Source organism: Terrabacter sp. Root85, from assembly GCF_001429185.1.
Lineage (GTDB): Bacteria > Actinomycetota > Actinomycetes > Actinomycetales > Dermatophilaceae > Terrabacter.
Map to the genome: position 1 here is coordinate 696,872 of NZ_LMIW01000008.1, position 25,618 is coordinate 722,489.

24 protein-coding genes and 1 riboswitch are annotated in these 25,618 nt (G+C 70.6%); of the genes, 20 read left to right on the forward strand and 4 right to left on the reverse strand.

Annotation, left to right across the window (positions count from 1 at the left end; all coding sequences use genetic code 11):
• Window positions 1-26: 26 nt before the first annotated feature.
• Window positions 27-2,558, reverse strand: a complete 2,532-nt coding sequence (locus ASE25_RS09755; RefSeq protein WP_157623378.1) for a LuxR C-terminal-related transcriptional regulator — start codon at window positions 2,556-2,558, stop codon at window positions 27-29.
• Window positions 2,559-2,826: 268 nt separating this feature from the next.
• On the opposite strand from ASE25_RS09755, the gene ASE25_RS09760 reads away from it, so the two are divergent.
• The 8 genes from ASE25_RS09760 (at window position 2,827) to ASE25_RS09795 (ending at window position 10,530) form a co-directional block, all read left to right on the forward strand.
• Window positions 2,827-3,054: a hypothetical protein gene (locus tag ASE25_RS09760; RefSeq protein WP_200959045.1), complete on the forward strand. Its 228-nt coding sequence runs from the start codon at window positions 2,827-2,829 to the stop codon at window positions 3,052-3,054.
• A 38-nt stretch (window positions 3,055-3,092) separates the two neighbouring features.
• A complete protein-coding gene (locus ASE25_RS09765) occupies window positions 3,093-3,704 on the forward strand; it encodes an SHOCT domain-containing protein (RefSeq protein WP_056825055.1) in 612 nt (203 codons plus the stop codon).
• 108 nt (window positions 3,705-3,812) lie between these two features.
• The gene (locus ASE25_RS09770) at window positions 3,813-5,351 is read left to right on the forward strand and encodes an arylsulfatase (protein WP_056825057.1); all 1,539 of its coding nucleotides are present in this window, start codon (window positions 3,813-3,815) and stop codon (window positions 5,349-5,351) included.
• Between the two features lie 25 nt (window positions 5,352-5,376).
• Window positions 5,377-6,312 (forward strand): HAD family phosphatase, encoded by a 936-nt coding sequence (locus tag ASE25_RS09775; RefSeq protein ID WP_056825719.1) that lies wholly within the window; start codon window positions 5,377-5,379, stop codon window positions 6,310-6,312.
• Window positions 6,309-7,298, forward strand: a complete 990-nt coding sequence (locus tag ASE25_RS09780; RefSeq protein WP_369793472.1) for a formylglycine-generating enzyme family protein — start codon at window positions 6,309-6,311, stop codon at window positions 7,296-7,298. The genes ASE25_RS09775 and ASE25_RS09780 overlap by 4 nt, the downstream gene beginning before the upstream one ends.
• A gap of 123 nt (window positions 7,299-7,421) precedes the next feature.
• Entirely contained in the window at window positions 7,422-9,020 is a 1,599-nt protein-coding gene (locus ASE25_RS09785; RefSeq protein WP_056825059.1) for an NAD(P)/FAD-dependent oxidoreductase, read from the forward strand.
• Complete coding sequence (locus tag ASE25_RS09790; protein ID WP_056772899.1) at window positions 9,017-9,463, forward strand: SRPBCC family protein; 447 nt, start codon at window positions 9,017-9,019, stop codon at window positions 9,461-9,463. Before ASE25_RS09785 ends, ASE25_RS09790 begins: the two co-directional genes overlap by 4 nt.
• A gap of 137 nt (window positions 9,464-9,600) precedes the next feature.
• Window positions 9,601-10,530 carry a hypothetical protein gene (locus tag ASE25_RS09795; RefSeq protein ID WP_056825060.1) on the forward strand — a complete coding sequence of 310 codons (930 nt, stop codon included), beginning with the start codon at window positions 9,601-9,603 and terminating at the stop codon, window positions 10,528-10,530.
• A gap of 27 nt (window positions 10,531-10,557) precedes the next feature.
• On the opposite strand, the gene ASE25_RS09800 is transcribed toward ASE25_RS09795, so the two are convergent.
• The gene (locus tag ASE25_RS09800; RefSeq protein ID WP_056825062.1) at window positions 10,558-11,847 is read right to left on the reverse strand and encodes a hypothetical protein; all 1,290 of its coding nucleotides are present in this window, start codon (window positions 11,845-11,847) and stop codon (window positions 10,558-10,560) included.
• Between the two features lie 111 nt (window positions 11,848-11,958).
• A complete protein-coding gene (locus ASE25_RS09805) occupies window positions 11,959-12,258 on the reverse strand; it encodes a hypothetical protein (protein WP_056825066.1) in 300 nt (99 codons plus the stop codon).
• Window positions 12,259-12,313: 55 nt separating this feature from the next.
• A riboswitch (SAM riboswitch) is annotated at window positions 12,314-12,426 on the forward strand.
• Window positions 12,427-12,672: 246 nt separating this feature from the next.
• On the opposite strand from ASE25_RS09805, the gene ASE25_RS09810 reads away from it, so the two are divergent.
• The 7 genes from ASE25_RS09810 to ASE25_RS09840 all read left to right on the forward strand — a co-directional run bounded on the left by ASE25_RS09810 (window position 12,673) and on the right by ASE25_RS09840 (window position 20,138).
• Window positions 12,673-13,230 (forward strand): cysteine dioxygenase family protein, encoded by a 558-nt coding sequence (locus ASE25_RS09810; RefSeq protein WP_056825067.1) that lies wholly within the window; start codon window positions 12,673-12,675, stop codon window positions 13,228-13,230.
• Window positions 13,227-14,453 (forward strand): LLM class flavin-dependent oxidoreductase, encoded by a 1,227-nt coding sequence (locus ASE25_RS09815; protein ID WP_056825068.1) that lies wholly within the window; start codon window positions 13,227-13,229, stop codon window positions 14,451-14,453. The genes ASE25_RS09810 and ASE25_RS09815 overlap by 4 nt, the downstream gene beginning before the upstream one ends.
• A gap of 13 nt (window positions 14,454-14,466) precedes the next feature.
• On the forward strand, window positions 14,467-15,891 hold the full coding sequence (locus tag ASE25_RS09820) for an NtaA/DmoA family FMN-dependent monooxygenase (RefSeq protein WP_056825069.1): 1,425 nt from the start codon (window positions 14,467-14,469) through the stop codon (window positions 15,889-15,891).
• A complete protein-coding gene (locus ASE25_RS09825; RefSeq protein WP_056825071.1) occupies window positions 15,888-16,496 on the forward strand; it encodes an NADPH-dependent FMN reductase in 609 nt (202 codons plus the stop codon). Before ASE25_RS09820 ends, ASE25_RS09825 begins: the two co-directional genes overlap by 4 nt.
• Before the next feature lie 138 nt (window positions 16,497-16,634).
• On the forward strand, window positions 16,635-17,297 hold the full coding sequence (locus tag ASE25_RS09830) for a Type 1 glutamine amidotransferase-like domain-containing protein (protein ID WP_056825073.1): 663 nt from the start codon (window positions 16,635-16,637) through the stop codon (window positions 17,295-17,297).
• A gap of 78 nt (window positions 17,298-17,375) precedes the next feature.
• On the forward strand, window positions 17,376-19,427 hold the full coding sequence (locus ASE25_RS09835) for an MDR family MFS transporter (protein ID WP_056825075.1): 2,052 nt from the start codon (window positions 17,376-17,378) through the stop codon (window positions 19,425-19,427).
• Between the two features lie 150 nt (window positions 19,428-19,577).
• Window positions 19,578-20,138, forward strand: coding sequence for a dihydrofolate reductase family protein (locus ASE25_RS09840; protein ID WP_056772925.1), 561 nt, complete (start codon window positions 19,578-19,580; stop codon window positions 20,136-20,138).
• Between the two features lie 125 nt (window positions 20,139-20,263).
• On the opposite strand, the gene ASE25_RS09845 is transcribed toward ASE25_RS09840, so the two are convergent.
• Entirely contained in the window at window positions 20,264-21,187 is a 924-nt protein-coding gene (locus ASE25_RS09845; protein WP_056825077.1) for a hypothetical protein, read from the reverse strand.
• Window positions 21,188-21,461: 274 nt separating this feature from the next.
• On the opposite strand from ASE25_RS09845, the gene ASE25_RS09850 reads away from it, so the two are divergent.
• From ASE25_RS09850 to ASE25_RS09870, 5 genes are all read left to right on the forward strand, one after another.
• Window positions 21,462-22,106, forward strand: a complete 645-nt coding sequence (locus ASE25_RS09850; protein ID WP_056825079.1) for a hypothetical protein — start codon at window positions 21,462-21,464, stop codon at window positions 22,104-22,106.
• 41 nt (window positions 22,107-22,147) lie between these two features.
• A complete protein-coding gene (locus ASE25_RS09855; protein WP_056825080.1) occupies window positions 22,148-22,681 on the forward strand; it encodes a GNAT family N-acetyltransferase in 534 nt (177 codons plus the stop codon).
• 138 nt (window positions 22,682-22,819) lie between these two features.
• A complete protein-coding gene (locus ASE25_RS09860; RefSeq protein WP_056825081.1) occupies window positions 22,820-23,392 on the forward strand; it encodes a DUF664 domain-containing protein in 573 nt (190 codons plus the stop codon).
• A gap of 151 nt (window positions 23,393-23,543) precedes the next feature.
• Window positions 23,544-24,251 carry a VOC family protein gene (locus ASE25_RS09865; RefSeq protein ID WP_056825082.1) on the forward strand — a complete coding sequence of 236 codons (708 nt, stop codon included), beginning with the start codon at window positions 23,544-23,546 and terminating at the stop codon, window positions 24,249-24,251.
• A gap of 232 nt (window positions 24,252-24,483) precedes the next feature.
• Window positions 24,484-25,572 (forward strand): glycerophosphodiester phosphodiesterase family protein, encoded by a 1,089-nt coding sequence (locus ASE25_RS09870; RefSeq protein ID WP_056825084.1) that lies wholly within the window; start codon window positions 24,484-24,486, stop codon window positions 25,570-25,572.
• Window positions 25,573-25,618: the final 46 nt, after the last annotated feature.

Here is a 25,618-nt window from a genome sequence, read left to right on the forward strand (position 1 = left end):
CGTCGCGGATCGGTCCGAGGCGCGCCTCACAGCAACCGGAGCTCGCGCCCCCTCGCCACGGCGTCACGTCGTCGCGCGACACCGAGCTTGCGGTAGACGGCCGCGACGTGCGTCTTGACGGTGTTCGTGGAGACGCACAGCTCGTCGGCGATCTCGGCCACCGACATCATGGTCGTGAGCCAGCGCAGGACCGACAGCTCACGATCGGTGAGCGACTCGGGAAGGCCGGTCCGGGGCGTCGGGTGTTCGGCGGCCCTGTCGTGCAGCGGGACCGGCCACCGCTCCGCGAGCGTGTCGTGGCGGGTGATGAGGGAGAAGAGCCGGGGAGCAGCCTCGACGAAGGGCAGCACGACGTCCGCGCTCCGGCCGAGGTCGATGGCGTACACCGCCTGTTCGACGGCGCGCCTCTCGTCGCCGGCCGCCAGGGCCACCTCGGAGCCGACGAGCACGGCCTCGACGAGCGCCGGCAGCGCGGGTGCCGGCGCGCTGGCGGTGATGACCCGACGCACGAGGCGTTCGGCGCTGCGGAGGTCCCCGTCGGCCAGCTCCGCCCGCGCTCGGGCGATCTCGAAGAGGTTCGACAGGTGCTCGTTGGGGTCCGTGGCGGCCGGGTCCGAGGGTCGTTCCGGCCGCCCGGACAGGCTGGCCAGCTCCGCCGCCATGGCCTGGGCGACGGCCACGAGGTTGAAGGCGCCGGGTGACGACAGGGACCGGTCTCCGACGAGGAGCGACCGCGCCGGTCCGTAGCGACCGGCCGCCTGGAGCGCCTTGGCGCGCAGGAGCGTCACGGTGCCCCACAGCGCGGGGTCGGCCTCGGGGTCGAGCGCCCGCGTGGCGCGGTCCGTCGCCACGTCGAACTCGTCGATCCGACCGCGTGTGACGGCGACCTCGGCGGCGGCGACGAAGTGCGCCGCCGTGTGCCGACCGGTCAGTCGTGGGTGTTCCCGAAGCAGCCGGTCGCCGTATGCCACGTGGTCCTCGGCCCTGGCCACGCGACCCAGCGAGCAGTGCTGGATCCCGAGCAGCCCCGTGCACTCCAGGGCGAGGGGCGTCATGCCGAGACGTCGAGCGTCCACGAGGGCGGCTGTCAGGTGCTCGACGGCGGCGTCCTCGTGCCCTCGCCAGACGGCCGACGCTCCGATCCGGCTCCGGGCGAAGACTCCGAAGGGCCCGTCCGGGTCCGTCGCCAGCATCCGTCCGGCCACCACGTCGGCGGTGTCGACGTCCCCGTCGCACGTGGCGAGGACGAGTCTGGCGAAGTCGGCCAACAGGTCGGTGTCGCTGGTCACCTCCGCCGGATGCCAGGGCCCGAGCATGGCCCTCAGTGAAGCCACGTCGCCGGTGGCGGCGGCGACGGCAGCCCGGGCCGCGGCCTTCGAGGAGCCGGCAGGGCCGTCGTCCACCGGCTGAGACCACGGGGCGCGGAGGAGGCCGTGGACGTCGCCGATGGAACGTTCGCCGTCGCCGAGGAACAGCCGCGCAAAGGCCCCGCGACGCAGGAGGTCGGCCGCGAGCGACCAGTCGTGTGCCCGGAGCGCGTGGTGCAGGGCCTCGATGACGTTGCCCTCCCCGTCGTGCCATCGTGCGGCTCGGGCGTCCACCAGTCGCCGCGCATCGAGGGTCTCGCTGGACAGGAGATGGACGAGGACCTCGCGCATGAGGGGGTGGTACCGGTACCAGCCCACCTCGTCGGGCAGCGGGGACACGAACGAGTTGGACTGCGCGAGCCGCTCGAGGACCAGGGCGCTGCCCGCCTCGGCACAGACGGCGTCGGCCAGGGAGCCACAGATCACCTCGCACGCACTCGTGCGGATGAGGAGGCGTCGGGACCGGGCGTCGAGCGTGGCGAGCACCTCCTCGAGGAGGAACTCGCCGATGCTGCCGCGGTCCATGGCGAACGCCGTCACGAAGGCCTCCGGCTCCTCGGCGGCCTCCATGCGGACCATCGAGAGGCGCAGTGCCGCCACCCAGCCCTCGGTGCGCTCGACCAGGAGCGTTCGGGCGGACGGGGCGATGTCGAGGGCGTGCGTCCGCAGCAGGTCGTCCACCTCGCTGACGGTCATGGCCAGGTCGAGGGCGCGCAGCTCGGACAGTCGTCCGTCCATCCGGTACCGGTGGAGCGGCAGGATGGGGTCGCTGCGTGCGGCCATGAGGATGTGGAGCCCGGGAAGCGGGTGGCGGACGAGCGCGTCGAGCTGGCCGATCAGGCCCAGGTCGGCGAGGACGTGGGCGTCGTCGAGCACGAGGTACAGCGGCTCGCGGTCCGACACGGTGGCAGCGAGCAGCTCGCGCACCTCGTCCGCCGGCGGTCTCTGCACGCCGGCCGAGCCCGGTTGCCCGGCGAGACCGACCTCCTCGAGCGACTCACCGACGAGCGCCCAGAAGGCCGCAGGGGTGTTGTCGTCGCGTTCGAGCGACACCCAGGCCGTGCGTTCCCCACGATGTCGGACCCATTCGCTGAGCAGCACCGTCTTGCCGGACGCCGCTCCGGCGGCGACCACTGTCAGCGGTCGCTCGAGGGCGGAGTCCAGGGCCGAGACGAGGCGTGGTCGTGGCACGTGTCGGGAGGGGAGGGGCGGCACGACGAACCTGCGCGCCCGAAACTTCGAGTACAACCCACCACTCCCGACCCTGTGTTGGTGGACACGGCGCAGCCGGTGGCACGACCGGTTGCCTGTCAGCAGCGTAGGCCACGCGAGCGCCGTTCGGCCCGTCGAGAGACCTCCCGCAGTGGCCGCGGAACCGGCGGCTCATGCCGCAAGGGTGAGCCGGTCGGGGCTGCGCTGGTCCACGCTGACAGGTGCGCGACGTGGAGGAGGTCGAGCCGTGGGTCTGTCCAAGGACTACGAGGTGCGCGTGGCCGGCACCATCGGGCCGGCAGCACGCGAGGCCTTTGCCGACCTCGAGATCACGGTGGAGCCCGGATCGACCGTGCTGGCGGGCGAGCTGGACCAAGCAGGTCTGCACGGCGTCATCGAGCGCATCGCCTCGCTGGGCCTCGAGCTGGTGGACATCCGGCGAAGAACGGCCGACGGCGAGTTCCCTTGGCCCTGAGACCCGCTCGCGGGTCGTCACACGAGAACGAGGACAACATGGGACCGATCCACTATGTGATGGTCGCGTTCGACCAACCAGACTTCCACGGCCGCCTGGCGCAGGAGCTCGCCGTGCTCGTCGACGCCGGGGCGGTGCGACTGCTCGACCTCGTCTTTGTCAGTCGCGCCGCCGACGGCGCGGTGTCGATCCTGGAGGTGGATGCGCTCCCGGTCGACGCAGACGCGTACGACGATGTCGAGGGCGAGTTCGGTGGCCTCGTCAGCGACGCGGACCTCGACCAGGTGGCCGACCTCCTCGAGCCGGACACCGCCGGTGCGCTCCTCGTCTGGGAGAACACGTGGGCCGAGCGGTTCGTCTCGGCTCTCGCCGAGACCGGCGGCGTCGTCGTCGACGAGGGCTTCGTCCCCGTCGAGACGATGGAGACCGCACTGATGCGCCGCCGGGCCCGGATGGGCCAGCAGGAGCAGGAGGCCGGCGCCTACGAGGCACAGGCGATGGCCGCCGCGACGCCGCCACCTCCCGTGTCGCCGACCACCGGCGCGCCGAGCCTCATCGACCAGCTCCGCGAGCTCGGGCAGCTGCGGGACGACGGCGTGCTGACGGCGGAGGAGTTCGCCGTCCAGAAGGCTCGCCTGCTCAACGCGTGATCGGTCCGCCGCGTCGACGAGGGCGCCTCATCCCGGTCGGGTGAGGTGGCGGGTGCGACGCCACCGGATCGTGGTCACAGGTCATCCATCAGCCGAAGGAGTGCCGCCATGCCCGACTCGAAGCCGAACATCCTCGTCATCTGGGGTGATGACATCGGGATCACCAACCTCAGCTGCTACAGCGACGGGCTGATGGGCTACCGGACCCCCAACATCGACCGGCTCGCCGACGAGGGAATGCGCTTCACCGACTCCTACGGCGAGCAGTCCTGCACCGCCGGGCGGGCGGCCTTCATCACCGGGCAGAGCGTCTACCGCACGGGCATGAGCAAGGTCGGCGTCCCGGGCGTCGAAGTCGGCCTCGCGGCGGAGGACGTCACGATCGCCGAGGTCCTCAAGCCGATGGGCTACGCCACGGGTCAGTTCGGCAAGAACCACCTCGGGGACCTCAACAAGTACCTCCCGACCGCCCACGGCTTCGACGAGTTCTTCGGCAACCTCTACCACCTCAACGCGGAGGAGGAGCCGGAGCTGCCCGACTTCCCGAAGGAGGAGGACTTCCCCCGGCTCTACAACCTCCAGCTCCCGCGAGGCGTCATCCGCTCATCGGCCACGGACGAGGACACCGGCGAGGTCGACCCGAAGTTCGGTCCGCACGGCAAGCAGCAGATCGAGGACACCGGCCGACTGACGAAGAAGCGGATGGAGACGATCGACGACGAGACGGCGGACGCCTGCATCGACTTCATCCGGCGCCAGCACGAGGCCGAGACGCCCTTCTTCGTCTGGATGAACTTCACCCACATGCACCTGCGCACCCACACCAAGCCGGAGAGCATCGGTCAGGCGGGGCGCTGGCAGTCGCCGTACCACGACACGATGATCGACCACGACCGCAACGTCGGCCAGCTGCTCGACCTGCTCGACGAGCTCGGCATCGCCGACGACACGATCGTCATCTACAGCACCGACAACGGCCCGCACGGCAACACCTGGCCCGACGGAGCCACGACCCCCTTCCGCAGCGAGAAGGACACGAACTGGGAAGGTGCCTTCCGGGTGCCCGAGCTGATCCGGTGGCCCGGGCACATCCCGGCGGGCGTGGTCTCCAACGAGATCATCCAGCACCACGACTGGCTGCCGACGTTCGCCGCCGCCGCGGGTGAGCCCGAGATCGTCGAGAAGCTCAAGCAGGGGCACGACCTCGGCGGGACGACGTTCAAGGTGCACATCGACGGTTACAACCTGTTGCCCTACCTCACGGGCGAGGTCGACAGGAGCCCACGCCAGGGGATGATCTACTTCTCCGACGACGCCGACGTGCTCGGCATCCGCTTCGACAACTGGAAGATCGTCTTCATGGAGCAGCGCAAGACGGGAACGCTCGGCATCTGGTTCGAGCCGTTCACCGAGCTGCGCATCCCGAAGCTGTTCAACCTGCGCACCGACCCGTTCGAGCGGGCCGACCAGACGTCCAACACCTACTACGACTGGTTCCTCGACCACGACTTCATCGCCGCCTACGGCACGGCCATCGCGACGGTCTTTCTCGAGACGTTCAAGGAGTTCCCGCCGCGGCACGAGCCGGCGTCGTTCACGATCGACCACGCCGTCAAGAAGCTGCACGCCTTCCTCGGCAGCAGCTGAGCCGCCGGGAACGTCGGGAGTGGACATGCCTCTTCGGAGCTGGCGTGACGGGGGCGCCCGGACGGCGATCACCGCGTTCGTCGACCGTGTCACGCAGGAGGGCGGTCCGGACTTCGTCGAGCCCGCAGCCCGCGTCGCCGTCTTCGACAACGACGGCACCCTGTGGTGCGAGAAGCCGATGCCGATCCAGCTCGACTTCACGATCCAGCGACTGGGCGAGCTGGCCGAGGAGGACCCGTCACTGCGTGACGAGCAACCCTTCAAGGCCGCCTGGGAGAAGGACGTGCACTGGCTCGGCGCGGCGATGGTCAAGCACTACCACGGTGACGACGGGGACCTGCACCTGCTCATGGGTGCGGTGACGCGGGCCTTCGACGCGGTCACCGTCGAGGAGTACGACGCGCGGGTGCTGTCCTTCTTCGACCGGGCCAGCCACCCGACCCTCGGGCTGCCCTACCGCGGCTGCGCCTACCAGCCGATGGTGGAGCTTCTCGAGCACCTCGAGGAGCACGGGTTCACGACCTACATCGCCTCCGGCGGTGACCGGGACTTCATGCGCCCCGTCGCGGGCGACCTCTACGGCGTGCCGCCGGAACGTGTCATCGGCAGTGCCCTCGGGCTCACCTACGTCCCCGAGGGCCCGACGACGAGTCTCGTCTACAAGGCCGCGATGGACTTCTTCGACGACGGCCCCGAGAAGCCGGTGCGCATCTGGAGCCGCATCGGTCGTCGCCCGATCCTGTCGGTCGGCAACTCGAACGGTGATCTCCCGATGCTGGCGTTCGGCGGCACGGCCGAGACGTCAACGCTCCGGCTGCTCCTGCTGCACGACGACGACGAGCGGGAGTTCGACTACGTCGCAGGCGCCGAGCAGGCGCTCGAGACGGCCAGGCAGCAGGATTGGACCGTGATCAGCATGAAGGACGACTGGGCCGAGGTCTTCGCGGGAGCCGGCCCGTGACGGTGGATGTGGAGATCGGGCTGTCCTGGGTCCCGTCCCAGACGTATGCCATGGGCTCAGACGAGCACTACGCCGAGGAGGCGCCGTCCCACCCGGTCACCGTCGACGGTTTCTGGATCTCGCCGACCCAGGTGACCAACGCGTCGTTCGCCGCGTTCGTCGACGCGACGGGCTACGTCACCGTCGCCGAACGACCGCTGGACCCGGCCGACTTCCCGGGCGCACCGCCGGACAACCTGCGGGCCGGGTCGATGGTCTTCACCGGCACCCCGGGCCCGGTGGACCTGCGGCACATCAACCTCTGGTGGACCTGGACCCCGGGCGCCTGCTGGCGGCGGCCCGACGGGCCCCACTCAGGTCTCGACGGACTCGAGGACCATCCGGTGGTCCACGTCGCCCACGAGGACGCGGAGGCGTATGCCGCGTGGGCCAGTTCGGCGCTGCCCACCGAGGCCGAGTGGGAGGCCGCGGCCCGCGGCGGTCTGGACGGCGCGCGTTTCGTGTGGGGGGACCAGCCCGAGCCGGCAGGGGAGGCCCTGGCCAACTACTGGCACGGGGACTTCCCTTGGCGCGCTGAACCGGGCTACGGCACGACCCGACCGGTGGGCTCCTTCGCGCCCAACGCATACGGCCTCTACGACCTGGCTGGCAACGTGTGGGAGTGGACGTCTGACTGGTACGCGACGGGGCACGCCGGTGAGCCGGACCCGAAGCCGTGCTGCGTGCCTCGCAACCCGCGCGGGCCCGACGTCGAGGCGAGCTTCGACGCGAGGCAGCCGCAGTTCCGCATCCCACGCAAGGTGATCAAGGGCGGCTCGTTCCTCTGCGCCGACTCCTACTGTCTGCGCTACCGCCCGGCGGCACGGCGGCCGCAGATGGTCGACACCGGCATGAGCCACATCGGCTTCCGCGTGGTTCGGCGTCAGCCGGCTGTCCCCGAGTCCGGACGGGCGATGCTGCCGCTCGCAAGCCCGACGGCGCCGTGAGGGTGGCCGACGTGGCCCCGTGACCTCGTCCGGTTGGGCCGGTGGTGCGCCGGTCCGGGCCCGACTCGGGTTCGTCGGGCCCTGCACGGGGTACGACGAGCAGGAGGCGGACGAAGGGGCAGCGTGACGACGACGGATGCAGTGGTCATCGGCAGTGGACCCAACGGGCTCGTGGCGGCCAACCTCCTCGTCGACGCCGGATGGTCGGTCGTCGTGCTCGAGGAGCAGGACCGGCCGGGGGGAGCGGTGTCCAGCGACGACGCCGTCGCGGCCGGGCACGTGCACGACACCTTCAGCTCCTTCTACCCCCTGGCCGCTGCGTCGCCGACGATCCGCGGGCTCCGTCTCGAGGAGCACGGGCTCGAGTGGTCGCACGCCCCCTCCGTCCTCGGCCACTCCTTCGGTGACGGCCGGTGGGGGGTCCTGCACCGGGACCGGGCGGCCACCGCCTCGGCGCTCGACGAGGACGCACCCGGCGACGGCGAGGCGTGGCTGGCCCTCTGCGAGACGTGGGACCGCGTCGGCGACGACGTGCTGCGTGGACTCCTCAGCCCCTTCCCACCCGTGCGCGGCGGCGCGGGTCTGGCCCGTCAGGTGCTCCGACCGGGCGGCCTGGAGCTGCTGCGCGAGATGACGATGCCGGCCCGCAGCCTGACCGAGCGGCTCTTCCGCGGGGAGGCGGCACGGATGCTCGTGGCAGGCAACGCCGGACACGCCGACATCGGTCTCGAGTCGCCGGGTTCGGCGGCCATGGGCCTGCTCCTCGCGCTGCTGGGCCAGTCCGTCGGCTTCCCCGTCCCACGCGGCGGGGCCGGCCGCCTGGCGGCGGCCATGGTGGGTCGGCTCGAGTCGCAGGGAGGCGAGCTCTGCCTCGGCGAGCGAGCCGAGGGCGTACGCGTTCAGGGCGGTCGCGCGGTCGCGGTGCGGACCGCGTCGCGCGAGATCCACGTACGCCGCGCCGTCCTCGCCGACGTGTCGGCGCCCGCCCTCTACGGGGGGCTCGTGCCGTGGGGTGTCCTGCCGTCACGACTGCGCCACCGGATGGCGCGATTCGAGTGGGACCCCTCCACCGTCAAGGTCGACTGGGCGCTCGACGGACCGGTCCCGTGGCAGGGCGCACCTGCTGCGGCTCCCGGCACGGTCCACGTCGCGGACTCGATGGATGAGATGACGCTGACCGGGGGACAGGTGGCTGCCGGCCTCGTGCCCGACAAGCCCTTCCTCCTCGTCGGCCAGATGGGCGTCGCCGACGCCTCGAGAGTGCCGACCGGCGGAGAGGCTCTCTGGGCGTACACCCATGTGCCCCAACGGGTTCGGGGTGACGCGGCAGCCGGCCGGCCGAGGGTCCGCGAGGTGCGCGGCACGTGGGACGAGGGCGACCTCGAGGCGATGGCCGAACGCATCGAGCAGCGCATCGAGGACCGGGCACCCGGGTTCCGTGACCGCATCACGGCGAGACGGGTCCTCGGCCCGCGCGAGCTCGAGGCCCGCGACGCCAACCTCGTCGGGGGAGCCATCAACGGCGGCACTGCGGGACTCCAGCAGCAGCTCGTCTTCCGGCCCGTCGCCGGCTCCGGACGTGCCGAGACACCGGTCAAGGGCCTCTACCTCGCGTCCGCCTCGGCCCACCCGGGCGGCGGCGTCCACGGTGCGTGTGGCGCGAATGCCGCACGGGCCGCCCTGTGGCACCACAAGATCCAACTGCCCTGGAGGCGCACATGAGCACCACGACACGGACCGTCCACGGCACACCGGAGGCGGTCTTCGACGTCCTCGCCGACGGGTGGAGCTACAGCCAGTGGGTCGTCGGCGCCTCCCGCGTGCGCGACGTGACTCCCGGCTGGCCGGCACCGGAGACGCACATCCACCACTCCGTCGGCGCCTGGCCGCTCCTCATCGACGACACGACGACGGTGCGGCGCTGCGAGCGGCCAGACCTGCTCGAGCTGACGGTGCGTGCGTGGCCGTCCGGTGAGGGCGTCGTGCGGATCACCTGCCGCGCGAGCGGGGCCGACACCGAGGTGACGATGGAGGAGGACGCGACGAAGGGGCCCGCGCTGCTCGTCCCGAAGCCGGTCCGTGACGTGCTGCTCGACCGCCGCAACCGGGAGGCGCTCCGGCGTCTGGCGATCCTCGTCGAGCGCGCCCAGGCTGACCCTGCCTGACGGTTCGGGGGGTTCGGCGTGGGGGCAAGAGGGTGTTTTGCGAAACTTGCGGCAATCTTGCGAAACGCCTGCGCGAGTCTTGAGCAATCCGGACAATTCGGAGGGCTGGTCCCCGCCCTTCGTCCCGGAGCTCTCACATGTTCAGCACCCCTCGTGCCCGCGCCACCCGCCTCGTCGCCGCGGCTCTCGCACTGGCGGGCTCGGCTGCCGCGCTGGTCGCCATGGCTCCCGTCGCCGCGGCAGCGCCCCAGGCCGGGACGGTGACCGCCGTCGCGTCCGCGGCCCAGGACACTCGGGCCATGTGGGTGTGGGACACGAGCACCCCTGCGGCCACCGTCGACCTCGCCGTGAGCGCCGGCATCGACCAGCTCTTCGTCGCCGTCCCGCCGAACCTCACCACCTCGAGCCAGCTGCCGAACATCAAGGCGCTGAGCGACCGGGCCCGCGCTGCCGGCATCCGGGTGGACGCGCTCGGGGGCGACCCCGGCTGGGTCGACAACCCGACGTGGGTCATCACCTACTGGCTCAAGCCGGCCAAGAGCTCGGGCCTCTTCACGGGCATCCACGTCGACGTCGAGCCCTACTCGACCTCCGCCTGGGGGACCGACCAGGCCACCGTCGTCAGCAAGTACCTCACGCTGCTCGACAAGCTCAAGGCCAATGCCGGCACCTACCCCATCGAGGCCGACATCCCCTTCTGGTTCAACACGATCCACGCCGTCGCCTCCACGGGGGCGGCCTCGACCCTCGACCGGGAGATCATGAAGCGCACGGCCGGCGTCACGGTGATGTCCTACCGCAACACCGCGGCCGGCACGGACGGGACGCTCGACATCGCGACCCCCGCGCTCGCCGCCGGCGCCGCGCTCGGCAAGCCCGTGCGCCTCGGCCAGGAGACGAACTATCTCGGCGCGACGGCCGTCGACACGAAGCAGACGTTCTACGGCTGGACCCGCACCGCCATGGAGGCCCAGCTGGCCCAGGTGAACTCCGGCGCGAGCGCCTCTGCGACGTACGCCGGGCTGGCGATCCACGACGCCACCGGGTATGCCGCGATGGCCCCCTGACCGGGACCGGAGCAGGAACGCGACGGCTCAGCCGCCACCGATCCGGCCGGCGATGATGCTCGTGACGATGACCGACGTGATCGTCACGGTCGAGAAGCCGGCGACGATCATCTTGGGCAGGATCTCGTTCTCGATCGCGGCCACCTCCTCGGGGGTCTCTCCGGCTCCCTTGGCGGCCTCCTGGGACAGGATCATCGTGCCGGGGAAGCCGTAGAGCGAGGTGAGCCCGATCGCCACGGACATCGACACGCTGTAGCCGAGCAGCTTGCCGACGAGAGCCGAGAAGCTCGCGATCCCGACGATCCCGAAGGCGAAGGCGATGAGCAGCGGCACGGCCAGCGCTGACACGTCGCTGGGCTTCACCGTCGCCAGGGGTCCGAAGACGAGGATCATGATGGCGATCATCATGAGACCGAAGGCGTCGATGCCCGACAGGACCGACGGCTTGAAGATCCCCGTCGTGCGCAGGCCGATGCCGAAGAGCAGGGCCACGACGAACGTGTTGAGGATGCCGTCGGTGACGTTGTTGATGCCCAGACTGATGAGCACGACGACCCCGACGATGAAGAGGGTGCCGGCCGTCGTGCGGAGGGCGCCGGGCAGCTTCGTCTCCGGCACGGGCTCGGCGGGCGGCGTGGCGCCGCCCCCGCTGCTGCCGGCGTCGCCCTTGCTGCCGCCGCCATCGCCCCCGCCGCTGGCGGCGGCGGCCCCCGCGGCCACCACCGGCGCCAGCGTGCCCGCTCGGTACTCCTCCTTTAGCCGGGCGGCCTCGCGGCGCAGGATGATCGAGGTGAGCGGGAAGCCGATGAGCCCCTGGAGCGCGGCGATGAGGACGGGGAAGACGGCGATGCTCGTCAGGCCGACGCCGAGGGCCGCCTCCTGGACGATGAGGACCGAGATGGTGCCCCCGCTCAAGGCGCCGGTGCCGGCGACCACGAAGTCGAGAGCCTGCGCATAGCCGTCGGCCGCGGAGCCCGTGATCCGAGGCCCGAAGATGAATCCGGCCAGCAGCAGGGCAAGTCCGATGCCGATGACAGTGGCGATGCCGACGAGCAGCGTCTTCCACTGCTTCTTGAAGTCGTCGAGGCTGATCATGGTGCCGAGGTGGACGATGACGAAGCCGACGACGACGCCGGCGAGCGCGAGCAGGCTCGAGCTCGCGAGGAGGTCCTCGGGGAAGACGTCGGTGAGGAAGCCGACGAAGAAGATGATCGAGGCGACGAAGAGCGAGGACAGCAGCGACCTCGTCTTCTTCGCGACGAGGTCGCTCACGGTCCAGACGAGCATGACGATGACGAACGCGAGCACCGGGTTCACAGCGGCCTCATCTTCCTCGTGGTGGCGGGCTGGTCGTCTCCCGATCGTGCCGGGGGAGCGGGCGTGCCGATTCCCCCTCCGTGGGTGATCGGCACCGATCTGCTGACCCCGTCAGCCCTGCTGCCAGGCGGGGTCGCAGGAGAGCTCGACGTTGATCCAGGTGGCCACACTCAGGTGGCGCAGCCGCTCGGTGACGGCCTGACGGGCCGGGTGCTCGATCTCGGGGGGAGGCCTCATCTCGAGCAGCTCGCGCAGCATGGTCCGGACGAAGCCGACGGGGGCCGGGAGCACCATGAGTGACACGACGATGACGAGCACCGGGTCGACCAGTGCTGACGCGGTGTGCTTGACGTCACCAGCGGGCAGCACCGTCACGACGAGGAACCCGACGGTCCGTGGCCTCGGTGGCATCTCAGGGAGTGGTCGCCCACTATCCCTACCAAATAGGTATGTTATCTTCTCTGCAGGTCATGAGTCCCAGCGACAAGCCCCGGCTTGCTGGGCGGCAACCCTCCTCCGCGGTGGGGTGCCCCGGGTGAGGACCAGGCGTCGACCCCTCGGTCGACGCAAGCGCGGGCTCGACGAGGGCCCCACGGACACAAGGGTTCCCATGACGCACACCACCGAACGGCGATCCCGCGGCCACGCCCTGTGGGCTCACCGCCGCCGGCACGTCGACCTCTCCCGGGTGAGCAGCGCCCTCTGTCGGGACTGACGACCAGACGACCGCATGCGCAGTGTCGGCAGCCCCACTGGGTCCTGCTGTGGCGCGCGGCGTCCCCGTAGTCCGTCTCGACCCACCCGCACACCTTCAGGAGCCTTGCCATGCCTCTGCGCACCCGCCCCGACCGGACCACCGCCCTCACCACGCTCTCTGCGCCCGGCGCCGGGACGCCATCGACGTTCGCACCACGGACCGCCGTCAACCTCGCGGAGACGGCTCGGCGCCTCGCGGGCGACCGTGCCCTCTGGGCCGGCCTCGTCGACTTCGACCCCATCAGCCGCTACTACGCCCGGATCGCCGCCGAGCCCGACCACGAGGCCTGGCTGCTCACCTGGCTCCCCGGCCAAGCGACGGAGTGGCACGACCACGGGCAGAGCGCCGGCTCGTTCGTCGTCCTGCAGGGACAGCTGAGCGAGCGCGTCGCCGATCTGGACGGTCCCGACCGGACCCCGCAGGTCGGTGAGGACGTCGGCCGGCTGCGGCCCGGCCAGCAGCGCACGTTCGGACGTCGCTACGTGCACCACGTGAGCAACGAGGGCCCGGACCCGGCGGTGAGCCTGCACGTGTACTCCCCGCGCCTCACCGAGATGACCACGTACGCGCTCACCGGCACGAACCTCCGGCCGATCGAGCTGCAGCAGAAGGGAGTCGACTGGTGACTGGCCTCACTCCGAACGCCACGCCGATCCACCTCGCCGTCGCCCTCGACGGTGCGGGATGGCACCCGGCAGCGTGGCGCGAGCCTGGTGCGCGGCCGGACGACCTCCTCACCGCCCGCTACTGGGCCGACCTCACCACCACGGCCGAACGCGGCCTGCTCGACTTCGTGACGATCGAGGACAGTCTCGATCTCCAGTCGGCGGACCCCTTCTCCGACGACGTCGACACGCGCACCGACCAGGTGCGCGGGCGGCTCGACGCCCTCCTCGTCGCAGCCACGGTCGCGCCCCTGACGCGGCACGTCGGCCTCGTCCCGACCGTCACGACGACCCACACCGAGCCGTTCCACGTCTCCAAGGCCGTCGCCACCCTCGACCACGTGAGCCACGGTCGTGCTGGCTGGCGGGTGCAGGTGGGTGGCACACGCGGCGAGACCGGCAACGTCGGTCGTCGCACCCTCCCCCCGATCCGACGGGACCTCGCCTCCAGTCCCGAGGGCCGCGCTGCCGTGCGCGAGCGCTTCGACGAGGCTGCCGACCACGTCGAGGTCGTCCGGCGGCTCTGGGACAGCTGGGAGGACGACGCCGAGATCCGCGACGTCACGACCGGGCGGTTCGTCGACCGGGACCGGCTGCACCATGTCGACTTCGAGGGCCGGCACTTCAGCGTCCGAGGCCCGTCGATCACGCCGCGACCACCACAGGGGCAGCCCGTCGTCACCGCCCTGGCGCACCAGACGATCCCGTACGAGCTGGCGGCCCGGTCGGCGGACGTCGTCTTCGTGACGCCGCACGACGACGAGCAGGCCGCGAGCATCCTCGGCGAGGTCCGAGGGGCAGAGGCGCGGGTCGGGCGCAACGCCCGTCCCCTCACGGTCTTCGCCGACCTCGTCGTGGTCCTGGGGAGCACGACAGACGCAGCCCGGACCCGGCGACGGCGGCTCGACGAGGCCGCGGGGTCGCCCTTGACGTCCGATGCCCACGTCTTCACGGGCACCGCTGCCGACCTCGCGTCGCTCCTGCTCCGTTGGCACGACGTCGGCTACGACGGCTTCCGGCTGCGTCCGGCCGTCGTCGTGGACGATCTCACCGCGGTCGTGGACGAGCTCGTGCCCGCGCTCCAGCGCGCTGGGGCCTTCCGGACGGCATACGACCCCGGCACGCTGCGCGAGCGCCTCGGCCTGCCCGTCGCCGTGAACCGCTACGCCGCCGCGTCGGCGTGAGAAGGGAGCTCCCATGACGCAGCACCGCAAGCAGGTCATCCTCGGCGCCCACTTCCCGGGGGTCAACAACACGACGGTGTGGAGCGACCCGGCCTCGGGCAGCCACATCGACCTGTCGTCGTTCACCCACTTCGCGCAGACGGCCGAGCGCGGCCGGTTCGACTTCCTCTTCCTCGCGGAGGGGCTGCGGCTGCGAGAGCAACGAGGTCGGATCCACGACCTCGACGTCGTCGGCCGGCCCGACACGTTCACCGTCCTCGCCGCCCTGGCTGCGGTGACGCAGCACCTCGGTCTCGCCGGCACGATCAACACGACGTTCAACGAGCCCTACGAGGTCGCGCGCCAGTTCGCGACCCTCGATCACCTGTCCGGAGGACGCGCCGCGTGGAACGTCGTGACGAGCTCCGACGCCTTCACGGGTGAGAACTTCCGGCGTGGAGGGTTCCTCCCGCACGCCGAGCGTTACGAGCGCGCCGAGGAGTTCATCGCGACGGCCCGCGAGCTGTGGGACTCCTGGCCGGTCGACGCGGTGCGGGCGGACGGGGCCGACTTCCTGTCCGATGCCTCCGCGGGGACCTTCGAGCACCGCGGCAAGCACTTCGACGTCGCAGGCCGCTTCACCGTGCCCCGGAGCCCACAGGTCCATCCCGTCGTCCTGCAGGCCGGCGACTCGAGCGACGGCCGCGAGCTCGCAGCGCGCAGTGCGGACGCCATCTTCAGCCGCCACTCCACCGGGGACGGCGCGCGCGAGTTCTACCTCGACGTCAAGGGCCGGCTCGAGCGCTACGGCCGGCGGCCGGACGACCTCAAGATCCTCCCGGCTGCCACGTTCGTGCTCGGTGACACCGACGCCGAGGCGGTCGACCGGGCGGCCGAGGTGCGGCGCCAGCAGGTGAGCCCGCAGACGGCGATCCTCCTGCTCGAGCAGGTCTGGAACCGCGACCTGTCCGACTACGACCCCGACGGCCCGCTGCCGACCGTCGACCCGATCGTCTCCGACGCGTCCTCGATCGTCCGCGGCCGCGCCCGGCAGGTCGGTGACCCCGCTGCCGAGGCGGCCCGCTACCGAGCCGTGGCCGAGGCCAAGGGGCTCAGCATCCGCGAGGTCGTCATCGAGCTGACCGGTCGCCAGACCTTCGTCGGCTCACCGGAGACCGTGGCCCGCGCCCTCGAGCACGCCGTCGCGACCGAGATCAGTGACGGCTTCATCCTCGTCCCGCACATCACCCCGGGCGGACTCGACGAGTTCGCCGACCGGGTGGTGCCGCTGCTGCAGGAGCGCGGCGTCCTGCGCCGCGACTACGCCGAGGGTGCCACCCTCCGGGATCACCTCGGCCTGGGGCCAGCGCGGCCCGCATCCGACTGGGGGACAGGGGTGTCGGCCGCTCACGGTGCGTCGGCCGAGCCCCTGCGGACCGGCGTCAGGGCGAGCGCGTGACGGCGACGCCTGCGGCCGCTGGCACGGTGGTCGAGGTCGTCGAGCTCGTCGGCAACCCGCGGGTCGGCTCGCGCACGCGAGCCCTGGCGGACCTCGTCGTGCGTTCGCTCGCCGAGACGGTGGAGGCGGACGGACGAGCCGCGCCGGACGGCATACGCCTGGGGGTGCCCGTCGTCATCGAGCTGGGCGAGGCGGTCGGCGTCACCTTCGGGGCCGAGGTGGCGCGGGCCTCGGCTCCCGTCGAGGACCCGTTCGGTGTCGTGAGGCGCGCCGGGCTGCTCGTCGTGGCGACCCCGACGTACAAGGCGACCTACAGCGGGCTGCTCAAGCTCTTTCTCGACCACCTGAGCCAAGGCGACCTCGCGGGGGTCGCGGCGGTGCCGGTGGCGATCGCCGGCGCCCCCGCTCACCGCGACGCCGTCGCGACCGCGCTGCGCGACCTCCTCGTCGAGCTCGGCGCCGACGTGCCCACGCCCACCGTTGCGCTGCTCGAGAGCGAGGTCGCCGACCAGGAAGAGCACGTCCGCCGCTGGGTGGGGACGTATGCCGCCACGCTGGGTGCCAGCCTCGCCCGCGCGTCCGAGCCGGTCGGCGCGCAGACGTGAGCGGAGCGGGCGTCACCCTGCACTGGTTCCCGCCGACCGCCGGTCTGTGTGTACGGTGTCAACACCCGTCAACGTCCGGGGCGCCTCCGCCGGCCCGTCCGTTGTCCCGAAGTCCAGCCACACCAAGGAGCCCCAGCGATGAAGCTGCTTCTCACCTCGGGCGGCGTCACGAACACCAGCATTCGCGATGCGCTCGTCGGCATGTTGGGCAAGCCGATCTCCGAGTCTGCCGCGCTCTGCATCCCGACCGCCCAATGGGGGCACCCCATGTGCGGGCCGCGGTCGGTGCACCGATTCGTCACGGGCGGGGACCCGGGAGACGCCATGACCTCGCTGGGGTGGAAGTCCGTGGGTGTCCTCGAGCTCACCGCCCTACCCACCATCGGCACGGAGCGATGGGTCGAATGGATCCGTGAGGCCGACGTTCTGCTCGTCGACGGCGGCGATGCCGCGTACCTGTGTCACTGGCTGCGGCAATCCGGCCTGGTCGACCAGCTGTCCTCCCTGACTGACACGACCTGGGTCGGAGTCAGCGCCGGGAGCATGGTCATGGCGCCCCGCATCGGTTCGGACTTCGTCAAGTGGCCGGCGGCAAGCGACGATCGCACTCTGGGGCTCGTGGAGTTCGCGATCTTCCCTCACTTGAACGCTTTTCCGACGAACACCCTTGCGGACGCGGAGCGGTGGGCCGCTGAGATCGGCGGCCCGGCCTATGTCATCGACGAGCAGACCGCCATCAAGGTCATCGGCGACTGTGTCGAGGTGGTTTCCGAAGGCGAGTGGCACACGTTCGGGCTGTAGAGCATCGGTCAACCCCGGGGGGGCAACGGTGGCTTCGATGAAGGGGCGGGCCCGGTGGTTCGGGCCTAGTGTGAGCAAATGAGCCAGGTGGAGGCGTCCGAGGACGATCTGACCGAGGTCGGCGACCCGCCGCTGCTGGGCTCGTCGGAGCGCAACGTCGCCTTCGCGCTGATCATGGGCGGGATGCTCTTGGCGGCGCTCGACGGGACGATCGTGGCCACTGCTCTGCCGACGATCGTGGGCGACCTGGGTGGTGCGCAGCACATGAGCTGGGTGGTGACGGCGTACCTGCTGACCCAGACCATCGCCACGATCCTCGGTGGCAAGTTCGGGGACCTGTTCGGCCGGAAGTCGATCTTCATCGGCAGCATCGTGCTGTTCACCGTCGCCTCGATGCTGGCCGGGCTCTCCCACTCGATGACCTGGCTCATCGCGTCACGCGCCCTGCAGGGCATCGGTGGAGGCGGCCTGACCATCACCGCCACGGCCATGATCGCCGACATCATCCCGTTGCGTGAGCGCGGCAAGTACCAGGGCGCGATGGGCGCGGTCTTCGGGGGAACGACGGTGCTCGGGCCTCTGCTCGGAGGCTTCTTCACCGACCACCTGTCGTGGCAGTGGGTCTTCTACGTCAACGTCCCGATCGCACTCGTCATCATCCCGTTGGCTGTCAAGTTCCTCCCGTCCGTGCCGACCTCCGGGCGCCCGATCTTCGACACCTTCGGCATCGTCTTCATCTCGCTCGGGTCGGCCGCGCTGATCCTTGCGACGAGCTGGGGCGGGTCTGAGTACGGTTGGGGATCGCCGACCATCATCGGGCTGGTCCTCGGGGGCGTCGTGTTCCTGGGCTGCTTCGTCGTGGCCGAACACCGAGCGGCCGAGCCGATCCTTCCGCTGAGACTGTTCCGGCGGAACGTGTTCAGCGTGAGCTCGGTTCTCAGCTTCATCGTCGGCTTCGCACTGCTGGGCTGCATGACGTTCCTTCCGACGTACCTGCAGTTCTGCCAAGGCGTCAGTGCCACGGTGTCCGGGCTGCGGACACTGCCGATGGTGCTCGGGCTCATCGTGGCGTCGGTGGGTGCCGGCAACGTGGTCAGCAAGACCGGCCGCTACCGGGTCTTCCCGATCGTCGGCTCGGTGGTGATGGCGGTCGGGATGTGGTTGCTCTCGCGGCTCGACCAGCACTCGACGACCCTTGAGACGTCCGGCGCGATGCTCGTGCTCGGTGTCGGCATCGGTCTGTCGATGCAGGTGTTGACGATCATCGTCCAGAACACGGTGGAGTACCGCGACCTGGGGGTGGCGACGTCGGGAGTCACCTTCTTCCGGACCATGGGAAGCTCGTTCGGGGCGGCCGCGTTCGGCACGCTGTACGCCAACCAGCTGGCTCCCAACCTGGCCAAGGCCGTCGTTGCCACCGGCGCGGACCCGACACAGGTCACCTCGCCCGCGGCTGTCCAAGGCCTGCCGCCGGCTCAACAGGCTGCGGTCGTGGCGGCCTATGCCGACACGCTTCAGTACGTGTTCGCCTCCGCCATCCCCGTCGCCGTGCTGGCCTTCGTGGTCGCGTTGTTCCTCAAGCAGGTCGCGATGCGCGGGCTGACTCAGCCAGGGGCTTCCGAGATCGGACCGGCCTTCGCGATCCCGGACCAGCGCTCGGCGCAGGAGCAGCTTGAGGGCCAGGTCGTGCGGATCCTGCGGACTCGGTTGCCCGAGGCCGCCGAGAGGCTGCTGCTGTCCTCCCAGTCCGGGCTCGACGGCGTCCAGGTCTGGACCCTGCGCCAGGTCGCGATCCAACAGATCCATGTGCACGGCCCGGCAGACCCCTACGACATCGCCTCCTCCCACCGGGTGCCGATGGCCCTGATCCAACCGGCGCTCGACGACTGCGTCATGCGCGGGCTGCTCCAGGCGGTGGACAGTCGGGTGGAGCTGACAGACCGGGGTCGCGAGCAGTTCCGAGCCTTCGTGCGAGAGCTCTGGCAGTGGCTGGTCGTCGAGGTGGAGCTCGCCAACGGAGAGCCGCTCGACGAGCAGGGCCGCGAGGATCTGCGCACCATCGCCCGACGTCAGATGCTCTCCGACGACCCCGTCACCGAGCCGAAGGAGCTTGCGCAGGCCGGCGCCTGACTGTCGGCACTCTCCATCGGCCCCTGTGCACGGCGAATCCGATCTTGGCGGCCGAGCAAGCGGCCCCTGAACCTCGTCGGTGGCCCGGCCGGGGGAGTTTGAGTACGGTCCGGTGAAGACGCGCTGCGCGCCTCAAGGGAGAGCAACGAGATGAGACCACTTCGATACTCGATCAACGTCACACTCGACGGCTGCTGCCATCACGAGGCGGGGCTACCCCCCGACGAGCAGTCGATGCGCTACTGGACGGCCGAGCTGGAACGAGCCGATGCCCTGCTGTTCGGCCGGGTGACCTACGAGATGATGGAGTCGGCGTGGCGGCAGCCGGCCACGGGCACGTGGCCTGACTGGATGGATGAGTGGCAGATCCCGTTCGCCGAGACCATCAACCGGACGAAGAAGCACGTCGTGTCGAGCACGCTGAGCGGGGTCGACTGGAATGCGGAGCTGGTGCGAGGCGACGTGGGGCAAGCGGTTCAGCGGCTCAAGCAGGAGCCAGGCGAGGGTCTGTTCGTGGGTGGCGTGACGCTTCCCCTGGCGTTGGCAGATCTGGGACTGATCGACGAGTACGCGTTCGTCGTGCAGCCGGTCCTTGCCGGACACGGGCCGACCTTGCTCGCCGGTCTGCGCGAGCGCGTCCAGCTGGAGCTCGTGGATCGCCAAGAGTTCCGGTCGGGGGCGGTCGCCCTGCGATACCGGCCCAGGCAGTAAGGGCTTCACGTGATGTGGCCGCCTGAGAGCCAGTGAAGCCGGTCGAGCCGTCGTGATCCCGCTGCTCTGGGAGGACGCCGGAAGTCGCCGTTCAGACGTCTCGGTGACGCGCACCCGTCTCTGGGTCAATGCGTCCCCGACGGCCCCTGTGGTGCGCCAGCCCGCGACTTCCCGGTGAGCAGTGTGACCGCGGCGAGGAGACACAGCACGGTGCCACCGATCGCGGGGGCCGAGGCCCACGTGGCCGTGCCGATCCCGGCGTTCGACTGGAAGCCTCCGCCCACCTCGAGGACGAGCAGGTAGGCGGCGGCAGAGACGTTGGCCGCCGCAGCGAGCACGGCGCCCCAGGGGCGGCAGAGCCACAGCAGGACGCCGGAGAGGAGGAAGGCCGGCGCGAGAACGCCGAGGTCGAGGGCGTAGACGAGGTGGACCGCCTGCGGTGGCATGACGTCGACGGGCAGCAGGCCGGTCACGGCGAACCGGACCGACAGGGTCCCCCAAGCGGCGACGAGCCCCGCCCCGAGCAGCATCGTGAAGGCCGCGACCAACCGTGCTGGCGGGCCGGTGCGGATCCGAGCAGCCGTGGCTTCGACCCGGAGGCTCGACCCGAGCAGGATCAGGGCGTACGTCGAGGCCGAGAAGGTGGCGACGTGAAGGAGGAAGACGTCGCTGAACGCGGCGCCGAAGGCGTAGTAGGCGTAGTTGTAGATCCCGTAGAAGAGCAGGCCGAGCCACACGGCGACCGACGTGGCCGAGGCGCGGGTTGCGCTGAGGTACAAGCTCAGCGCGAGCGCGGGCACGACGACTGCCAGCGTCACGAGGTCGTTGCCGCGTAGTGCGGCTATCGCCCAGGCCTGCTCGGGGTAGAGGCCGGGCACGAGCAGTCCCAGAAGAGACTGGACGAGCATCAGGGCGAGGACCAGGACCGAGAGCACGCGGGCAGCGGTCAGTCGCGGGCCCGCGCGCAGCAGGGCGATCGCGCCTCCGGGGGGTGATCCCGTGCCCCGGACCCTGTTCTCGACCCGACCGGCGACGCGCTGGGCAGCCATGGGCTACCAACCTCCTCGGCGATGAGGCGTGCGCTCGAGCGGCGCCCCTCAGCGCGCTCCGCGCACGCCTCTTGCTCCACGGTAGCCCGTGGGCGAGGCAACTCGAGCCGCCCTGTCGGCAGCCTCACACGAGGCACGGATACCCGTCATGCGACTGCCGATGAGCGGCTCCGGCAAAGCGAGTGACCTGCGGTTCCCGCAACCTTCCGGAAGCCGACCGTCCTGAAGGGCCCGTAACGTGGCAGCAACGCTCGCCATGCGAAGGAGCGGGGCCATGACCGGCTACGCAATCGCCCACCTGGATGAGATCGATGAGTTCAGCGACGCAGGGGCCCACTACCGACCTGTCCGCCACCACCTGGGCATCTCGGCCTTCGGGGCCACGGTGTGGACCGCCCGCACGGCGGGTGACGTCCTCATCAACGAACACGACGAAGACGACCCGACCGCTGACCAGGAACTGTTCCTCGTGCTGCACGGTCATGCGGTGTTCGAGGTCGACGGGGACCGGGTCGACGCGCCGACCGGCACCCTGGTCTTCGCTCCTCCCGGCACCGGGCGCAAGGCCTCAGCCCTCGAAGGCGACACGACCCTCCTGGCGATCGAGGGCACGCCAGGAGAGGCCTACGCGGCCCGAGGTTGGGAACTGTGGGCTCCACTGGCCCCCCGGTACCAGGCGGGGGAGTACGCCGAGGTCGCCGCCCGTCTAGCAGCGTTGGTCCGTGCCAACCCGCAGTACCCCATGTTGTTCTTCAATCTCGCCTGCTGCGAGAGTCAGTGCGGTCGGACGAGCGAGGCCCTCGAGCACCTCCAGCACGCCATCGAGCTGTCGGACGAGTTCAGGGAGTCGGCAAGGAACGACTCCGACCTGGATCCGATTCGAAACGAGCCGGTGTTCACGGAACTGATGCGGCCCTAGCACCCCCGCGACCGACTCGGGTCGTTCGCTAGGTTGCGCCCATGCGGACCATCACCTCGGCGCGACTGGTTCTCAGACCATGGGAAGCTCGCGACGCCGACTTCCTCCTCGACCTCGAGGGCCGTTGGGAGGTCGTGCGCTACCTGGGGGTCGACCCCACGACCATGACCTCCCGTAGCCAGGCGCTCGCCTCGATCGAACGCCGACGCGCCATCAGCGAGCACCCCGTCCACGTCATCTGGGTCATCACCGACCAGGCCGGCGCAAGGCTGGGAAACCTTCTGCTCAAACCCATTCCACTGTCAGCAGGGGAAGATCCATCCGACCCTGCGGACGTCGAGATCGGCTGGCACCTGCATCCGGACGCGTGGGGCCACGGATACGCGACCGAGGCTGCGCGCGCCGCATCCGTCGACGCGTTCGCGCGCGGCCAGAGCCGGATCATCGCCGTGACCCATCCCGACAACCACGCCTCCCAAGCCGTCTGCCGGCGCATCGGCATGCGCCACCTGGGCGCGACCACCCGCTACATGGACACGTCCTGCGAGCTGTTCGAGCTGACCCGGGACGGGTGAGCGCTCCTGCCGCCCGCACGCGGTCGCCGAGCTCTCGGCACCACGTATGCCGTCTCGGCCTCGCCAGGATGTCGACCATTTCGCGGTCGGCCGCCTTTGCGGACGTCTCTCGTCCGGATGCGTTTCTAGTGTGGACGTATGACGAGCACCTTCGGCTTCACGCCCGGCCAGCCACCAGAGTGGGACGTCGAGCGCTTCATGCGGGGCGACGAGGTCGACACCGCCGTGATCACCCTGGAACGCAACCGGTTGACCTTCGCGTGGAAGTGCGCGGACGTCCCCGCTGCGGGGATGAGTCTTCGGCTCGGGGCGTCCTCGGTGACGCTGGGCGGCCTGCTCAAACACCTGGCCTGGGTCGAGGAGCTCTACTTCCAGCACCGGCTCGCCGGTCGTGCGTTCATGTCGCCCTTCGAGGCCCTGGACCTCGAGAGGGACTGGGACGACTGGGCCTGGGCCACGGCGGCCGACGACACCCCAGACGCCCTGCGTGCGCTCTGGGTCGAGACCGTGCACCGCTCCCGGGCGTCGCTGACGGAGGCGTTGTCGCGCGGCGGCCTGGACCAGACGACCCACGACGGGATGAGCCTGCGCCGGTTGCTGGCCGACATGATCGAGGAGTACGCCCGCCACACCGGACACGCCGACCTGCTCCGCGAGCACGTCGACGGGGCGACCGGCGAAGGCGCTCCGAGCGACTTCCCGGTGCCCTGAGCCCCACGGCTCGGAGTCAGCCACCGCTCACCGCGATGGTGGCGGCGTCCGGTGTCGACGGGACCCAACCGCGAACGGTTGCGACGACGACGGAAACGGACCGATGTCTCCGAGCCGTCAACCGTGGTGATCGCAGCTATGGTCCCCGTCTATGGACATGCTGAGGGGCGCACAGATCGCCGAGGCCGACCTGACCGACTGGCGCAAGCTGGCCCAGGGACTGCACGCCCGATACGTGGTCGACGGGTTCGGCACCGGCGTCCGGTTCGTCGCCGCCGTGGGCGAGGCGGGTGACACGCTCCAGCACCACCCGCACGTGTCGATCGGCACGGAGTGGGTCGACCTCAAGCTGGTCAGCGACGACGCCACCTACCGCGACGACGAAGGCACCGAGCACGTCGTCGAATGGGTGACGCAGCAGGACGTCGACCTCGCCCGACGGATCACCGAGATCGCCGCCGACCACGGGCTCCGGGCCGACCCGGCGTCGGTCAGCGACATCGAGCTCGGCCTCGACACCGCGCGCTCGTCGACCATCGCCCCGGTCTGGGCCGCCCTCCTGACGGGGAGTGCCGAGTCCCAGGGGCGCGGCACGCCCGGTGACGAGATCCGGGACGCCACGAGGCGCGTGCCCAACCTGTGGTTCGGGGACGCTGACGAGCAGCAGACCACGGGTCAGCGGTTCCACGTCGAGGTCTACGTCGCGCCCGAGGCGGCCGCGCAACGGATCGCCGCCGTCCTCGCCGCGGGCGGGACCGTCGTCGACGACAGCGATGCACCCGCGCTCACCGTGATCGCCGACCAGGACGGCAACAGGGGAGTGCTCTGCGTCGACGCGTCCGCGGTGAAGCAGGACTGACGCTCGAGCCCGGATGACGGGCTGCCCGGGAGGAGCCGTCGGGGGCGACGGCGAGCAGGTCCTTGTGGCGCGGGCTGAAGGCGCTGGTGCCGGTTTCGGCGGACGTGCGCTGGGCGTCCGCTTCGTCCGTGTTCGGCCAGGGTTCACGGAAGCGCCACGTCGAGGGCACCACAGCCCTGCGGGACGTCCCTAGCGTCGAGGGGCCAGCCCAGCCCCGAGCGAAGGATCTCCCATGCACGTACGCCGTCTCCTGGTCAGCCTGGCCCTGACCGGCCCCCTGGCAGCACTGACCCTCGGCCCGAGCGCCGCCGCCACCGCGGTCGCCGCCGCAGGCTCCCACGCCGTCCTGCCACAGCAGACCCACTTCGACCTGCAGGCGCACCGCGGGGGGATCGGCATGACGACCGAGGAGTCCCTCGAGGGCTTCGCCAAGGCGATGCGCCTCGGCGTGACGACGCTCGAGCTCGACACGCAGGTCACCAAGGACGAGAAGGTCGTCGTCAACCACGACCGTCAGGTCAGCGCCCAGAAGTGTCGCGACATGGCCCCGGTCACGGCCGGTGACCCGATGTACCCGTACGTCGGCAAGTACATCAAGGACCTGACCCTCGCCCAGATCCGGACGATGGACTGCGGCTATCAGCAGCTGCCCGGATTCCCTGAGCAGGAGCGGGTGCCCGGCTTCCGGATGGTCGAGCTGGGGGACGTGCTGAACCTCGTGAAGTCCTACCGCGCCAAGCAGGTGACCCTCAACATCGAGACGAAGGTCGAAGCCGGCGCGCCCGAGCAGACCGCGCCGCGAGAGCTCTTCGTGCGCCGCGTCTACGAGGAGATCCATGCCTCGGGCATCGAGGACCAGGTGACGATCCAGTCCTTCGACTGGGGCGCCCTCAACGTCATGCACCGGCTCGCGCCGACCTGGCCGCTCGTCGCCCTCACGAACCACGACTTCCTCCAGGTCGGCAAGCCCGGCGCGTCACCGTGGCTCGACGGTGTCGACGCCGACGACTTCGCTGGTGACTTCGTTGCGACCGCCGCGGCGGCGGTTCCCGGGCTCACGGCTCTCTCGCCGAACTTCGGCTTCCCGCAGAACGGCACGGTCGCCGACCCCGGCTTCCGCTTCTACCCCGACCGGGCCATGGTCGACGCCGCCCACGCCCGGGGGCTCAAGGTCATCCCTTGGACCTGTGACGACCCGGCCACGATCAGCGCCCTCATGGACCTCGGCGTCGACGGCGTCATCACCGACTACCCGAACCGCGTCCGCACGATCATGGCCGACCGCGGCATGCGCCTGCCCAAGGCGTACGCGCCGCGCTGAGCCACCCGGCATACGCCATCGCTCACCCTGCCCGAATCCCCAGACC